This window comes from Microbacterium sp. S1037, from assembly GCF_048381605.1.
GTDB classification, from domain to species: domain Bacteria; phylum Actinomycetota; class Actinomycetes; order Actinomycetales; family Microbacteriaceae; genus Microbacterium; species Microbacterium testaceum_B.
Window position 1 is genome coordinate 569,267 of the sequence record NZ_JBLWIG010000002.1, and the last position, 14,563, is coordinate 583,829.

14 protein-coding genes are annotated in these 14,563 nt (G+C 69.8%); 12 read left to right on the top strand and 2 right to left on the bottom strand.

The features are described 5' to 3' along the window. Positions 1 to 3: 3 nt before the first annotated feature. From ACMW4R_RS13455 to holA, 5 genes are all read left to right on the top strand, one after another. Complete coding sequence (locus tag ACMW4R_RS13455; RefSeq protein WP_153001381.1) at positions 4 to 273, top strand: PqqD family peptide modification chaperone; 270 nt, start codon at positions 4 to 6, stop codon at positions 271 to 273. Continuing rightward, positions 266 to 709: a lasso peptide biosynthesis B2 protein gene (locus tag ACMW4R_RS13460; protein WP_058626652.1), complete on the top strand. Its 444-nt coding sequence runs from the start codon at positions 266 to 268 to the stop codon at positions 707 to 709. Before ACMW4R_RS13455 ends, ACMW4R_RS13460 begins: the two co-directional genes overlap by 8 nt. 165 nt (positions 710 to 874) lie before the next feature. Further along, positions 875 to 1,492, top strand: a complete 618-nt coding sequence (locus ACMW4R_RS13465) for a ComEA family DNA-binding protein (protein WP_058629536.1) — start codon at positions 875 to 877, stop codon at positions 1,490 to 1,492. Continuing rightward, positions 1,489 to 3,786, top strand: a complete 2,298-nt coding sequence (locus tag ACMW4R_RS13470) for a ComEC/Rec2 family competence protein (protein ID WP_418300148.1) — start codon at positions 1,489 to 1,491, stop codon at positions 3,784 to 3,786. The genes ACMW4R_RS13465 and ACMW4R_RS13470 overlap by 4 nt, the downstream gene beginning before the upstream one ends. A 1,098-nt stretch (positions 3,787 to 4,884) precedes the next feature. Further along, positions 4,885 to 5,922: a DNA polymerase III subunit delta gene (gene holA / locus ACMW4R_RS13475; RefSeq protein ID WP_363374798.1), complete on the top strand. Its 1,038-nt coding sequence runs from the start codon at positions 4,885 to 4,887 to the stop codon at positions 5,920 to 5,922. A 215-nt stretch (positions 5,923 to 6,137) separates the two neighbouring features. Here holA and rpsT read toward each other — a convergent pair whose 3' ends face one another. Both rpsT and ACMW4R_RS13485 read right to left on the bottom strand, forming a co-directional pair. Next, entirely contained in the window at positions 6,138 to 6,398 is a 261-nt protein-coding gene (gene rpsT / locus ACMW4R_RS13480; protein ID WP_058596304.1) for a 30S ribosomal protein S20, read from the bottom strand. Positions 6,399 to 6,516: 118 nt separating this feature from the next. Continuing rightward, on the bottom strand, positions 6,517 to 7,239 hold the full coding sequence (locus ACMW4R_RS13485; RefSeq protein WP_418300149.1) for an alpha/beta fold hydrolase: 723 nt from the start codon (positions 7,237 to 7,239) through the stop codon (positions 6,517 to 6,519). A gap of 64 nt (positions 7,240 to 7,303) precedes the next feature. On the opposite strand from ACMW4R_RS13485, the gene lepA reads away from it, so the two are divergent. The 7 genes from lepA to ACMW4R_RS13520 all read left to right on the top strand — a co-directional run bounded on the left by lepA (position 7,304) and on the right by ACMW4R_RS13520 (position 14,518). Further along, on the top strand, positions 7,304 to 9,148 hold the full coding sequence (gene lepA / locus ACMW4R_RS13490) for a translation elongation factor 4 (RefSeq protein WP_058596306.1): 1,845 nt from the start codon (positions 7,304 to 7,306) through the stop codon (positions 9,146 to 9,148). Positions 9,149 to 9,161: 13 nt separating this feature from the next. After that, the gene (locus tag ACMW4R_RS13495; protein ID WP_418300150.1) at positions 9,162 to 9,806 is read left to right on the top strand and encodes a DUF1990 family protein; all 645 of its coding nucleotides are present in this window, start codon (positions 9,162 to 9,164) and stop codon (positions 9,804 to 9,806) included. Further along, positions 9,806 to 11,023 (top strand): radical SAM family heme chaperone HemW, encoded by a 1,218-nt coding sequence (hemW, locus tag ACMW4R_RS13500; RefSeq protein ID WP_058626646.1) that lies wholly within the window; start codon positions 9,806 to 9,808, stop codon positions 11,021 to 11,023. The genes ACMW4R_RS13495 and hemW overlap by 1 nt, the downstream gene beginning before the upstream one ends. A 115-nt stretch (positions 11,024 to 11,138) precedes the next feature. Next, the gene (hrcA, locus tag ACMW4R_RS13505; protein WP_418300151.1) at positions 11,139 to 12,179 is read left to right on the top strand and encodes a heat-inducible transcriptional repressor HrcA; all 1,041 of its coding nucleotides are present in this window, start codon (positions 11,139 to 11,141) and stop codon (positions 12,177 to 12,179) included. Between the two features lie 75 nt (positions 12,180 to 12,254). Further along, the gene (gene dnaJ, locus ACMW4R_RS13510) at positions 12,255 to 13,376 is read left to right on the top strand and encodes a molecular chaperone DnaJ (RefSeq protein ID WP_058595585.1); all 1,122 of its coding nucleotides are present in this window, start codon (positions 12,255 to 12,257) and stop codon (positions 13,374 to 13,376) included. Positions 13,377 to 13,378: 2 nt separating this feature from the next. Continuing rightward, on the top strand, positions 13,379 to 14,113 hold the full coding sequence (locus ACMW4R_RS13515) for a 16S rRNA (uracil(1498)-N(3))-methyltransferase (RefSeq protein ID WP_418300152.1): 735 nt from the start codon (positions 13,379 to 13,381) through the stop codon (positions 14,111 to 14,113). Positions 14,114 to 14,170: 57 nt separating this feature from the next. Further along, positions 14,171 to 14,518, top strand: a complete 348-nt coding sequence (locus tag ACMW4R_RS13520; RefSeq protein WP_058595587.1) for an HIT domain-containing protein — start codon at positions 14,171 to 14,173, stop codon at positions 14,516 to 14,518. Positions 14,519 to 14,563 lie beyond the last annotated feature (45 nt).

The following is a 14,563-nucleotide window of genomic DNA, read 5'->3' on the forward strand; positions in this document are numbered from 1 at the left end:
ACGATGCCACACACCTACCACCTCGCCGACGACGTCCGCTTCACGGAAGTGAACCACGGGGGCGTTCTGCTCAGCCGACGCTCCGGGCAGTACCGCCAGGTGAATGCCTCCGGAACGCGCATCCTCCGCCTCCTGGTCGACGGGGAGCCCGTGGACGGCATCGTCGAGCACCTCCAGAAGCTGTATCCGGATGTCGACGCCGCCCAGATCACGCGCGATCTCCACCAACTTCTCGATGACCTCGCCGCCGAAGGAGTACTCGTCCGTGTCTGACATCGTCGTTCCCCTCGAAGCCCGGCAACGTCTTTCGGCGAACGATCGGCTCCGCGCGTTCCTCGTGCTTCCCCTCGTCTTCTTCCTGGTGCGGCAACAGCCCGATCGACTCGAACGCCTGCTCACGACACTCGCGCGGGGGAGGCGAGCCGCCGATCGATCGCTGGTCGAGCGCGGTCTCGATGCCGTCGTCTCCGTCAGCCGGAGATGCGCGGGACGCTATTGTCTCGATCGCGCGACGGCGACCGCGCTGTTCTGCTGGACCTATGGCAGATGGCCCGAATGGCACGCCGGCGCCGCGATCGATCCCTTCCGTGCTCACGCCTGGATCTGCGTCGAGGGCGCACCCGTTCGCGAACCCACGTCCCTGATGAAGTACTTCGTGCCGTTCATCAGCGTGGGTCCGTCGACGAATCCCGATGCGCCCGCGACCTGAGACCGTCGCGGCGGGCCCGCTGGCGGAGTCCGGGACGCACACCCCTCGCCACGTCTGAGCTTCCGCTCCACAACGGATCCTCCCCAGTTCGGCCTCGAGGCTAACGATCCACGGATGACGCTCAGGTGCCCGCGCACCGTTCCTTCCTCTTCCTAGGGTTGCCGGGTGACCGAGGCCCTCGAATCCCCACCGGGTGCGCTCGCCGCGCGTCGGCGGCTGGGAGTCGGGGCCGTGATCGCTCTGGTCCTGATCGTCTTCGCGGTCACGATCGGCATCGGAATGCTGCGGGGCGTGTCCGGCACGCAAGAGGTGTCCGCCGCATCCCCACCGCTCGCGACCGCGCTCGCACCCCCGCAGGCCGGTCTGTACGTCCACGTCGCGGGTGCCGTGCGCGCCCCCGGCCTCTATCGCCTCGCCGCGGGGGACAGGGTCGCGGATGCCGTCGCCCGGGCAGGCGGCTTCACGGACGACGCGGAGCGCGCCGGGGTGAACCTTGCACGACCCGTCGCGGACGGGGAGCAGATCGTGGTGCCCGTTGTCGGAGCGTCACCCGACGACGGCACCGGTGCCGCCCACGGCACCGCCGCAGGAGGCCTCGTCGACCTGAACACGGCCACGCGCGAAGAGCTCGACGCACTGCCGCGGGTGGGACCGGCGATCGCCGACCGCATCATCGCGTGGCGGAAGGAGAACGGCCGCTTCACCAGCGTCGACGATCTCGGCTCCGTGCCGGGCATCGGCGACAAGATGCTCGACGGCCTCCGAGACCTGGTGCGGGTATGACGGCCCTGCAGCGCCGTGCGCTGCGACCCGCCGCCGTGGCGATCGCGACGTGGGCCGGTGCAGGATGGGCGACCTCGACGCCGGATCTGGCCGGGCTCATGGTCTCGATGGCGGTGGTCGCTGCCCTGTGCGCGGCGGCGTTCCTGAGGGTTCGGCATCCCGCCCTCGGTATCGCCGCGGTGGCGCTCGCGTGCGCGGCCGCGACCGGTGGCAGCGTCACGGCTGCGGCCCCGGCCCGTGCGCAGATCGCCGCCCTGCAGGTCGAAGGGGATCGTCAGCTCGATGTCGAACTGACCGTCGTCGGACACGTGGCCGGGGCGAGCGACGGCGGCGCGTGGTTCGACGCGGTCGCCTCTCGCGTCACGGCGGGAACCGTCACGGTGACCGGTGGCATCCCGACCCGTGTCGGCGTGGATACGGGCGGTCGCGCCGAGGTCGCGGCATCCGGTCTTGGCAGCGTGATCCGCCTGACCGGACGAGCGGTCCCGCCGAGACCAGGGGAGAGGGCGATTCTCGTCCTCCGCGCGCAGGAGATCATCGAAGCGCCTCCACCCGAGGGAATCTGGGCGTGGTTCGAGGCACTGCGAGACGGCCTCGTCGCCTCGACCCGCGGCCTCCCGCAGCCCGGGGCGGGTCTCGTGCCGGGACTCGCGGTGGGCGACACGTCGAGCCTCGATCCCGCGACGGATGCGGCCATGACCGCCTCCTCCCTCTCTCACCTCACGGCCGTCTCCGGTGCGAACTGCGCGCTCGTCGTGGGCGCCGCGTTCGTCCTCCTTGCAGCGGTGGGCGCCCCGCGCGCACTCCGCGTCGTCGGAGCGTCGATTGTTCTGATCGGCTTCGTCGTGCTGGTGACACCCGAGCCGAGCGTGGTTCGCGCGGCGACCATGGCGGCAATCGCGCTGCTGGCCCTCGTCCTCGGCCGCCCCGCTGCGGGAATGGCGGTGCTCTCCGCCGCGGTGACGGTGCTGATGATCGCCGATCCGTGGCTGTCCACCTCCCTCGGCTTCGCTCTGTCCGCTGCGGCCACCGCGGCCCTGCTCGTCCTCGCCCGCCCGATAGCGCGCGGTTTGGAGCGATGGATGCCGCGCGCCCTCGCCCTCGCGTTGGCCGTGCCGACGGCCGCTCAACTCGCCTGCGGACCGCTCATCGTCCTGATCGATCCCCACGTGCCGTTGCTGGGAATCGTGGCCAACCTCGTGGCAGACCCGGCGGCGGCACCAGCGACCATCGCGGGCGTCCTCGCCTGCATCGCTCCCTTTCCCTGGCTGCGCGACGGGCTTTCCGCTCTCGCCTGGATCCCCGCGGCCTGGATCGCGGCGGTGGCACACACCACGAGCGGTATCGGGGCGCAGAACCTGCCGTGGCCCGACGGCGCGTTCGGCGCGGCGCTGCTGACGGTCGTCAGCGCGTCGATGGCCGTCGCGCTCATCCGACCGACCCGGCTTCGACGAGCGACCGCCGTGGCGACCGCGGTCATCGCCGTCACCGTCGGTCTGATTGCGGGTCACACCACCCTGCGAACGGTCGCCGGGCCGCTCACGGTCCCGACGACGTGGGATGTGGCCATGTGCGATGTCGGACAGGGCGATGCGACGCTGTGGCGCTCAGGCAATGCCGTGGCGCTCGTCGACACCGGACCCGAACCGGAACCGCTCGCGCAATGCCTCCGAACCTTCGGTGTCGACCACCTCGACCTCGTCGTGCTCACGCACTTCGACCTCGACCACATCGGCGGGTCAGCAGCCGTCGTCGGACGAGCCACACTCGTCGTCCACGGGCCCGTCGACGTCCCCGAGGATCAGCGACTGCTCGACCGGTTCGCCGCGGCGGGTGCAGAGCTGCAGCAGGCGACGACCGGGACGACGGGAACGGTGGGGGAGACCCGCTGGCAGGCTCTCGGGCCGGCGCCGCGCGACGAGCCCGGCAACGGTGCCAGCGTCGCCCTCGACGTGGTCGGTGCGGACTTCCCGCGCACCGTGCTTCTCGGCGACCTGGGCAAAGACGCACAGGCCGCCCTGCTCCGTCGGGTCGAGGTACCGCGGGTGGATGTGGTGAAAATCTCGCACCACGGCAGCGCCGACCAGGATCCGGAGCTCTACCGGCGTCTGCATCCCCTCGTCGGACTGATCGGCGTCGGAGCGGACAACCGCTACGGGCACCCCACCGCCACACTCCTGTCGACGATGACCGCGCTCGGTGTCGTGGTCGGGCGAACGGATACCGACGGAGACCTCGCGGTCAGCATGACTGACGGGCAGCTGACGCTGTGGCGTGCACGGCCGCCGGGGTAGCCAAGTGCTCGCTTCTCCGGCACGGAGGCCGACGCGTCACCGCGTCGAAGCGCCCGAAGCCACCGTTGAGGCGGGGAGGTCAGACATGAGCCAGGTCCGACGAGTGAACACCTGCGCTCTAACTCGGCGGGACGGCGGCAAGAGCGTTGGCTCCCATTCTCCAGTCACCGTCCGTTCGGTAGCCGAACCGTTCGCAGAAGTGCTTGAAGCGTGTGCGCACATCTCGGCGGCGCCGGTCGAAGATCCAAGGAAGAAGCGGGTCGATACGACGGAGGCTCACGCCGTCTAGGGGGCCTTCCCCTCGCTTCCACTCATCAGACACACACAACCCGTGACGAGCGAACCGCGTGATTGCGCGAGCCTGCCACGACCATCGGGGCACCTCCAGCCGGATCTCTGCGCCCGGGGACGCTGGCTCCGCATGCCAGGTGTACACGTCCGTAAGGCGAACCCGGACAAGAGGCACGCCAACGGCCGCGGCGAGCAACGACCGGTGGTTGCCGTTATCACCCACCGTCCCTACCCAGCCACCAGGTCGGTGCCACAGCGACCAATCCGCAGCTTCCAGTTCGCCCTCGGCTTCCGACCTCGACCACGTTCTCAGGTAATCAGCCGACTCCGGAATCGAGTGGTGGTAAGGGAAGTCTGGGTGCGTAGTGACAACATGGTCGTTCCGTAACCACGCCATGGCGCCGACCGAGATTCGGGACGACCCCGCCCATTTGAAGGAGGGAGAGACCTGGGGACGTCGCTGCGTGCAAACGCGGTCAAGCCGAAGACGAGCCTGGGCGAACGTCAATGCGGCATGCCCCTGCCACCAGTGATTCCATATCGCTCGTGCCGCAAGCGCCAGAGCAGAGCCGTCATCAAGGATGAACCCGCGGGTATCCAGCGCTTGTGCGACGGGATTGCGTGTTCCTGTCATGTGGCCTCTTTCAATTCGACGGGCGCCGCGGCTATACAAGCGGCCCCATTCTCCGCACACGAGGACGTCAGGTTCCGCGAGGCCTGCACACTAGCAAGCATCCTCGCGCGTCATCCCGCACCCCCAGAAGTCATCCCGACCGCAATGTCGGACCCGGTCGGTAGGCTGGAGGGGTGACCCCGGCTCCCCGACGCTCCGCTCCGGCGAAGGCCAAAACGGCCATCCCGCAGGTGTCGTGGCGTACGCCGCAGCCCGCGCCGATCGTTCTCGTCTCGGGGCCCGAAGAGGTCTGCGCGGAGCGCGCGACCGCGGGCATCCGGGAGTTCCTGAAGAGCGAAGACCCCAGCCTCGAGGTCACCGACGTACGCGCCGACGATTACGCTGCGGGAACGCTGTTGGCCGTCACCTCGCCATCCCTGTTCGGCGAGCCGCGTCTCGTCCGCGTCGGGGGCGTCGAGAAGTGCAGCGACACCTTCCTCAGCGAGGCCGTGTCGTACCTCGCTCAGCCGCAGGACGGCGCGACGGTCGTGCTCCGCCACACGGGGGCGAGCGTGCGCGGCAAGAAGCTGCTCGACGCGATTCGCGCGGGACAGGGGAGCGGCATCGAGATCGCGTGCCCCGCGATCAAGCGCGACTCCGATCGCTTCGACTTCGCCGTGGGCGAGTTCAAGGCCGCGGGCAAGCGCATCGCACCCGTCGCCCTGCGGGCACTCGTCTCGGCCTTCGCCGACGACCTCACCGAGCTCGCGGCCGCGTGCCAGCAGCTCATCGCCGACGTCCCGGGCGACATCGACGAACGCACCGTTGAACGTTACTACGGCGGCCGCGTCGAGACCTCCGCGTTCACCGTCGCCGACACCGCGATCGCGGGGCAGTACGGCCCCGCCCTCCTCGCGCTGCGCCACGCTCTGGCATCCGGAGCCGATCCCGTCCCCCTTGTCGCCGCGGTCGCGATGAAGCTCCGCACCATGGCGCGTGTGGCCGGTACGCGCGAACCGTCGTCGCAGCTCGCCCAGCGTCTCGGTATGAAAGACTGGCAGATCGACCGCGCCCGCCGCGACCTCGTGGGCTGGACCGCCGCGAGCCTCGGCCGTGCAATCCACGCGACCGCGCGCGCCGACGCCGAGGTGAAGGGGGCGTCTCGCGACGCGGTGTTCGCGCTGGAGCGCATGATCACGATCATTGCAACGCGCGCGCCCTACGGCGACTGACCGACGCCGCGTCCTGCCTCCGCGGCCGGAGGCTCCGCGCGCACGGCCGCGCCACGAAAACAGGGGATGCCACCGAAACAGGCCGCTGCGGCCCACAACCTCCTGTTCTCGTCGCATCACCTGTTCTCGTCGCACCTCTTCCCGTGTGGCATCCCACCCCGGAAACGACAAAGCCCGCCCCGCGGATGCGGGACGGGCTGTCGAGGTACGGCGGCTCAGAGAGCGGCGACCGACTTCGCGATGGCCGACTTGCGGTTCGCGGCCTGGTTCGAGTGGATGACACCCTTGCTCACGGCCTTGTCGAGCTTCTTGGTCGCGGTGGCGAGCGCCTTCTCGGCGGCTTCCTTGTCACCGGCCAGGACGGCCTCGCGGGTGCGACGCACGTGCGTCTTCAGCTCGCTCTTGACGGCCTTGTTACGCTCGCGCGCCTTCTCGTTGGTCTTGTTGCGCTTGATCTGCGACTTGATGTTCGCCACGTCGACGGTCTTTCGTTTGAGTGAGTGTTGGAAGTGCCGGGCGAGCGGTAGAGGGACGCTGCACCGGCGGTCGTGGAGGTCGGGAAAAACCCCACACGCAAGCCAAGGGCCAAGCTTATCAGGTCGACGCCTCGATCGTGGTGAGCGCCACCTCCAGCAGCGCGTTGAACACCCGCGGCCTCATCGCCGTCACGAGGTGCGTGGTCCGCGGCACCACGATCAGCTCCGCGTGCGGGGCGAGCGACACGAACAGCCTCTCGTTCACGCGCAGCTGATCCCACTGCCCGTTGATGAACCACAGCGGAACCCGGATCCGACGAACGGATGCCAACAGGTCGAGCACCGACAGAGACGCCAGGGCCGTGTCCTGCGCGTCGAACGCGTACCCGCCCGCGCCGAAGTCCGGCCGGGTCTCGGGCGGCAGCGTCCGATCGAGCACGCGGTTGGTGAGACCGAGACCCCGGTCCGGGAGGCTGTCGAACCGTCGCGCGAGGAAGCGGTACGCCGCGAGCCCCACACCGCGGGGGATCGACGTGCAGGATGCCGCGATGAACGCCGCGACCGGGGGAGGGTCCTCCCGCCCGACGTACTCGATGGAGAGCAGCCCTCCCATCGAATGCCCGACGAGCAGCACGGGGCCGCGGGTCGCGGCATCCTGAACCGCCCGATCGATTGTGGCGAACGCCTCGTCGAGGGTGAACTCCTCGCCCCGCCGGGCGCCGTGCCCCGGCAAGTCGACGGCCGCCACGGGGTTGCCGCGATTCTCGAGGTATTCGACCTGCGCCCGCCACATCGTCGCCGACGTGCGGATGCCGTGCACGAGCACGACCTGGACCGTCATGGCATCCACTGTAAAAGCGACCGCGGACGGTGATGTCGGCGCACCCCCGTAGAATCGACGGAACATGTCACCGCGCGCCCTGAAGCCCCTCGAGCCGTCTGCCACCCCGCCGGAGCAGATCCGCAACTTCTGCATCATCGCCCACATCGACCACGGCAAGTCGACGTTGGCCGACCGCATGCTGCAGATCACCGGCGTCGTCGCCGACCGCGACATGCGCGCGCAGTACCTCGACCGCATGGACATCGAGCGTGAGCGCGGCATCACGATCAAGTCGCAGGCTGTCCGGATGCCGTGGTCCACCGCCGACGGCACCTTCGCCCTCAACATGATCGACACGCCCGGTCACGTCGACTTCACCTACGAGGTCAGTCGCTCGCTCGCCGCGTGCGAGGGCGCGATCCTGCTCGTCGACGCGGCGCAGGGCATCGAGGCACAGACGCTCGCCAACCTCTACCTGGCGCTCGAGAACGATCTGACGATCATCCCGGTGCTGAACAAGATCGACCTCCCGGCGGCCGACCCCGACAAGTACGCGGCCGAGCTGGCCGGACTCATCGGTGGCAAGCCCGAAGACGTGCTGCGCGTGAGCGGCAAGACCGGCATGGGCGTCGAAGACCTGCTCGACCTCATCGTCGAGAAGATCCCGGCGCCAGTCGGCAAGGCCGACGCGCCGGCTCGCGCGATGATCTTCGACTCCGTCTACGACGCCTACCGCGGTGTCGTGACGTACGTCCGCATGGTCGACGGTGCTCTGTCGCCGCGCGAACGCATTCAGATGATGTCGACCACCGCGACGCACGAACTCCTCGAGATCGGCGTCTCAAGCCCTGAGCCGATCCCCACCAAGGGTCTCGGCGTGGGCGAGGTGGGCTACCTCATCACGGGTGTGAAGGACGTCCGCCAGTCGAAGGTCGGCGACACGATCACCAACCAGCGCAAGCCCGCCACCGAAGCCCTCGCCGGCTACACCGATCCGAAGCCCATGGTGTTCTCGGGCATCTACCCGATCGACGGCAGCGACTACGCGGAGCTGCGCGAAGCGCTCGACAAGCTGAAGCTCTCGGACGCCTCGCTCCAGTACGAGCCCGAGACCTCGGTCGCCCTCGGCTTCGGGTTCCGCTGCGGATTCCTCGGCCTGCTGCACCTCGAGATCATCACCGAGCGCCTCTCGCGCGAGTTCGGCCTCGACCTCATCACCACGGCTCCCTCGGTCACGTACGAGGTCACCACCGACACCGGCGACACGGTCTCGGTCACGAACCCCAGCGAGTACCCGGACGGGCGCGTGGCCTCGGTGTCGGAACCGATCGTCAAGGTCGGCATCCTGCTCCCCAAGGACTACGTCGGCACGGTCATGGAGCTCTGCCAGTCGCGCCGCGGAACCCTGCTCGGCATGGAGTACCTCAGCGAAGACCGCGTCGAGCTGCGCTACCACATGCCCCTCGGCGAGATCGTGTTCGACTTCTTCGATCACCTCAAGTCGCGCACGCAGGGCTACGCGAGCCTCGACTACGAACCGGCCGGTCAGCAGACCGCCGACCTCGTGAAGGTCGACATCCTGCTCCAGGGCGAGAAGGTCGACGCGTTCAGCTCGATCGTCCACCGCGAGAAGGCCTACGCGTACGGCACCCTCATGGCCGAGCGTCTGCGCAAGCTCATCCCGCGCCAGCAGTTCGAGGTGCCCATCCAGGCCGCGATCGGCGCGCGCATCATCGCGCGCGAGACGATCCGAGCCATCCGTAAAGACGTCCTCGCCAAGTGCTACGGCGGTGACATCACCCGAAAGCGCAAGCTCCTCGAGAAGCAGAAAGAGGGCAAGAAGCGCATGAAGATGGTGGGCCGCGTCGAGGTTCCGCAGGAGGCGTTCATCGCCGCCCTGTCGGGAGACGTCGAGGCCAAGAAGTAGAACGGGAGGCAGCATGCGTCGGCAGAACTTCACCGATGACACGGTCGACTACGCCGCCGTCGGCGCCACCCAGGCGCACGACCTGATGCAGTACCCGCCGGAGCACTCGATCCCCGCCGAAGACGCGTGGCGCATCGGCAGCGGCGAGGAACGTTTCGCCGCGGCCAGCGAACTCCTGCTGTCGTGGGCTCCGCTGCGCTCGGGCGATCTCAGCATCAGCGACGTGCGTCCGGCATCCGGAGGCGGGTATTCCGGCGTGGGCTTCGACGCCGACGGCGCTCCCGTCGCCCCGAGCAGCCTCGAGCCCGAGCAGCGCTTCGCCGCCGACGGCACCCCCTTCGTGAGCCCGGGCACCGGAGTGCGCCTCCACGGGAAGGTCGACGGGCACCGCGCCGACGCCGAACTCCGCGTCATCTCGGTCTTCGAGGAGCCGCGCCGCGTCGGCTTCATCCTCGGCACCGTCGGGCACTCGAACGTCAGCGGCGAAGAGCTCTTCGTCGTCGAGTGGCGCGACAACGACGAGGTCTGGTTCGTGGTCCGCGCGTTCGACAGACCGACCGTCCCCTCCTACCGTCTGTTCACGAGCCACCTCCGCCGCCGTCGGCGGGCGCTCTTCACGCAGTACCTGCGCGCGATCTCTCCGCTGTACACGTCCTGATGGGCGGGCCCCTTCCCCTCGGAGACCCCGCTCCGGCCGACGGGCGGCTGCCCGACGACCTGACGATCGATCCCGCGACGGACTTCGGCGTGTACCTGCACGTGCCGTTCTGCCGCGTGCGCTGCGGATACTGCGACTTCAACACCTACACCGCGAGCGAGCTCCGCGGAGCGCGGCAAGACGACTTCGCCGACACGCTCGCGTCCGAAGTGCGCCTCGCGGGCAGGGTGATGGATGCCGCGGGCCCCCGCCGCATGGCATCCACGGTGTTCTTCGGCGGAGGCACGCCGACGCTGCTCCCGCCCGGCGACCTCGCGCGGATGCTCGACGCGGTACGCACGGAGTTCGGCATCGCCGACGGCGCCGAGATCACCGTGGAGGCCAACCCCGACACCGTCGACGATGCCGTGATGGAGACGCTGGCGGCCGCCGGGGTGACCCGCGTCTCGGTCGGGATGCAGTCCGCTCGTCCGCACGTCCTGGCCGCCCTCGACCGGACGCACGACCCGGCGAACGTGGCGACCGCGGTGGCCGCCGCGCGCCGAGCCGGCCTCGACGTCTCGCTCGACCTCATCTACGGCGCACCCGGCGAGTCGCTCGACGATTGGCGTGCGTCGCTCGAGGCGGCCTCGGCCCTCGACCCCGACCACATCTCGGCGTACGCCCTCATCGTCGAAGACGGCACGAAGCTCGCGCGACAGATCCGCTCCGGCGCGGTCGCCATGCCGGATGACGACCTGCAGGCCGACATGTACGAGCTCGCCGACGAGTCGCTCTCCGACGCCGGGTACGACTGGTACGAGGTGTCGAACTGGTCGCGGGGCGTGGCCCACCGTTCGCGGCACAACCTCGCCTACTGGCGGGGCACCGACTGGTGGGGGTTCGGCCCCGGCGCCCACAGCCACGTGGCGGGACTCCGCTGGTGGAACGTCAAGCATCCTGCCGCGTACGCGCAGCGTCTGGCCGCCGACGAGTCGCCTGCCGCTGCGCGAGAGCGGCCCGATGAAACGGCTCGACGTCTCGAGTCGGTGCTGCTGCGCAGCCGCATCCGCGAGGGTCTGGCGGTGTCGGAGCTGCACGGCGAGGGCCGTAAGGCCGTGGCCTCCCTCATCGCCGACGGGCTCGTCGAGGGTCCGGATGCCGTGCGCGGGCGCATCGTCCTGACCCGGCGCGGGCGCCTCCTCGCGGATGCCGTCGTGCGGGCCCTGACCGTCTGACTCCACCCGCAGCCGGGCCGAGTCCACGGCATCCGCGAGCCCCCGGCGACGACGCGCGCCGATCCCGTAGAATTGGCACTCACGACTTCGGAGTGCCAAACGGGAGGAGCAGCTCATGGTGTCGGAACGCGGCCTTCAGGTGCTCCGCGCGATCGTGCAGGACTACGTCGACACGCGAGAGCCGGTGGGCAGCAAGGCCATCGTCGATCGTCACGCGTTCGGGGTGTCGGCCGCGACCATCCGCAACGACATGGCGCTGCTCGAAGACGAAGAGCTCATCGTCGCGCCGCACACTTCCTCGGGCCGCGTCCCCACGGACAAGGGGTATCGGGTCTTCGTCGATCACCTCGCCGAGCTGCGTCCCCTCTCGAGCGCGCAGCGCAGCGCCATCACCTCGTTCCTCGACCAGGCGGGCGACCTCGACGACCTGCTCGCACGGACGGTGCGCGCACTGACGCAGTTGACCGGTCAGGTCGCGATCGTGCAGTACCCGTCGTTCGCGCGGGCGAACGTCACTCATGTCGAGCTCGTCGCGCTCGGCGGGCCGCGCGTGCTCGTCATCCTCGTCACCGACACCGGGCGCGTCTCGCAGCGGATCGCGCTCGTCCCGGCCGAACCCGGCGAGCCCGAGATCGTGCAGTTGCGCGCGCGGGTGGGGGCCGTGCTGGTCGGGCGGAGCGTCGCCGACAGCGTCCAGCGAGTGGCCGACGCCCTCGCCGACGGACCGCGCCAGGGCGTCGCCATCGACGCGATCGCCGACGCGGTGCTGCGCGTGGTGGGCGAAGAGCTCGAGGAGTTCCGTCAGGATCGTCTCGTGATGGCGGGAGCGGCGACCCTCGCCAAGCGCGAGCAGGACTTCCGCGGCAGCATCTACCCGCTGCTCGAGGCCATCGAGGAGCAGGTGACGCTCCTGCGCCTCATGAGCGAGATGGTCGCGGACGACAAGGGCCTCTCGGCCAGCATCGGCCGCGAGAACGAGCCGTTCGGTCTCATCGAGGCGTCCGTCCTCGCGAGCCGGTACGACGGCTCCGCCGGCGGCGCGCGGGTGGGTCTGCTCGGCCCCACCCGCATGGACTACTCCTCCAACCTCGCGGCGGTCCGCGCCGTCGCGCACTATCTGACCCGGATGCTCGAAGACGACGACAGTTCCCGCTGACGACGAGCGCGACGAACACCCCGCGACGAGCACCCCACCGAGAACGATCCCGCGCAAGCGGACAGGAAGGCGACTGTGGCTGACCACTACGAGGTCCTGGGCGTCGAGCGCGACGCCAGCCCCGAAGACATCAAGAAGGCGTACCGACGCCTGGCGCGCCAACTGCACCCCGACGTGAACCCCGGAGAAGACGCGTCCGAGCGCTTCAAGCTCGTCACCCACGCGTACGACGTGCTCAGCGACCCCGAGCAGCGCCGTCGCTACGACATGGGCGGCGACCAGAACCCCTTCGGCGGCGGGGGAGCGGGCGGCTTCGGCGGTTTCAGCGACATCTTCGAGACCTTCTTCGGCGGAGCGCAGGGCGGCGGAGGTCGCGGACCGCGCCCCCGGTCGCGTCGCGAACGCGGCCAGGACGCCCTCGTGCGCGTGACCCTGAGCCTGGGCGACGTCGTGTTCGGTGTGCACCGCGACCTCGAGGTCGACACCGCCGTACTGTGCGAGACGTGCCAGGGCGCCTGCACGGCACCGGGCACGAGCGAGGTCACGTGCGACATCTGCCACGGGTCCGGACACGTGCAGCGCACCGTCCGGAGCCTCCTCGGCAACGTCGTCACCAGCCAGCCCTGCAACGTCTGCCAGGGCCACGGCACGACGATCCCGTACCCGTGCAACACCTGCCAGGGCCAGGGACGCGTGCGCGCGCGGCGCACCGTGTCGGTCGACATCCCGGCCGGCGTCGAGTCGGGGCTGCGCCTGCAGCTCCCGGGCTCGGGCGAGGTCGGCCCCGCGGGCGGCCCCAACGGCGACCTGTACATCGAGGTCACCGTCGAGGCGCACGAGTCGTTCAGCCGTGAGGGCGACGACCTTCTGGCGACGCTCGAGGTCTCGATGCCGGACGCCATCCTCGGCACGACCACGACGATCGAGTCGCTCGACGGGACCGTCGACCTCGAGGTGCGGCCCGGCGTCCAGTCCGGCGACGTGCTGACGATCAAGAACCGCGGCATCACGCCGCTCCGGGGAAGCCAGCGCGGCGACCTCAAGGTCGGTGTGCAGGTGGTCACCCCGACGCGCCTCGATCACAAGGAGCGCGCCCTCATCGAGGAGTTCGCGAAGCGGACGAGGGCTCCGAAGCCCCGCCTCGCCGAACACCAGCAGGGCATGTTCGCGAAGTTCCGCGACCGTTTCCGGCACTGACCGTGGCTCTGCATTTCGTCACCGACGAGGCGGCATCCGCTCAGCCCGGTGACATCGTCGAACTCACCGGCTCTGAGGCACACCACGCGGCCTCGGTGCGTCGGGTGCGCGTCGATGAGGCCGTGACACTCGGCGACGGGCGGGGCGCGTGGCTTGAGGGCCTGGTGATCGCCGCGTCGCCGAAGCAGGTCGACGTCCGGGTCACCGGCCGCGACGACGTGCCCGCCGCGACGCCGCGCTTCGTCCTCGTCCAGGCCCTCGCCAAGGGCGACCGCGACGAGCTCGCCGTCCAGGCGGCCACCGAGCTCGGCGTCGATGCCATCGTGCCGTGGCAGGCGACACGGAGCGTGTCACGCTGGGATGCCAAGGCCGAGAAGGGTCTCGCGCGATGGCGCACGATCGTGCGCGAGGCGGCGAAGCAGGCGCACCGCGCGTGGATCCCCGAGGTCGAGGGGGTCGCGCGCACGGCCGATCTGGTGGAACGCGCCGCGACGGCGCGAGTGCTGGTGCTCGAGCCGTCGGCATCCGATCGCCTCACTGCCGTCGCCACGGAGGCGTCCGACGGTCGCGACGTCGTGCTCGTGGTCGGCCCCGAGGGTGGGATCGCCCCCGATGAGCTCTCCGCGCTCGCGGACGCCGGCGCACGGCTCGTCCGCCTCGGCGACACGGTGCTGCGTACGTCGACGGCGGGCGCCGCGGCGATCTCGGTGCTGTCCGCGGCGCACGGTCGCTGGTGAGTAGCCGTCTCGCGCAACCCGCCTCGCGTGTCGGAGGCCGTCGATAGACTGGATGCCATGAGCGAACCCTCCGTTTTCACGCGCATCCTGCAGGGCGAGATCCCGGCCGAGATCGTGGCCGAGACGGAGAACGTCTTCGCGATCCGCGACATCGCCCCGCAGGCACCGGTGCATCTGCTCGTCATTCCGAAGACCGCGGAGTACCGCAACGTGGTCGAGCTGGCGGCGGGCGACCCCGACCTGTTGACCGAAGTCATCGGGCTGGCCAACACGGTGGCCGCCGAGCACGCCGACGGCGATTTCCGTCTCATCTTCAACACCGGCGAGGGCGCCGGTCAGACCGTCTTCCATGTGCACGCCCACGTCCTCGCGGGCGGCCTGAACGAAAAGAGCCTGGGTGGCTGATTCCCCCGAAGAAAACGTCGTCGACCGCATCGAGGTCGATGGCGT

Coding starts and splice junctions, on each gene's coding strand:
- ACMW4R_RS13495 (WP_418300150.1), top strand. CDS start 9,162: ATGCGTCGGCAGAACTTCACCGATGACACGGTCGACTACGCCGCCGTC.
- hemW (WP_058626646.1), top strand. CDS start 9,806: ATGGGCGGGCCCCTTCCCCTCGGAGACCCCGCTCCGGCCGACGGGCGG.
- ACMW4R_RS13485 (WP_418300149.1), bottom strand. CDS start 7,239: ATGACGGTCCAGGTCGTGCTCGTGCACGGCATCCGCACGTCGGCGACG.
- ACMW4R_RS13520 (WP_058595587.1), top strand. CDS start 14,171: ATGAGCGAACCCTCCGTTTTCACGCGCATCCTGCAGGGCGAGATCCCG.
- ACMW4R_RS13470 (WP_418300148.1), top strand. CDS start 1,489: ATGACGGCCCTGCAGCGCCGTGCGCTGCGACCCGCCGCCGTGGCGATC.
- hrcA (WP_418300151.1), top strand. CDS start 11,139: ATGGTGTCGGAACGCGGCCTTCAGGTGCTCCGCGCGATCGTGCAGGAC.
- lepA (WP_058596306.1), top strand. CDS start 7,304: ATGTCACCGCGCGCCCTGAAGCCCCTCGAGCCGTCTGCCACCCCGCCG.
- ACMW4R_RS13455 (WP_153001381.1), top strand. CDS start 4: ATGCCACACACCTACCACCTCGCCGACGACGTCCGCTTCACGGAAGTG.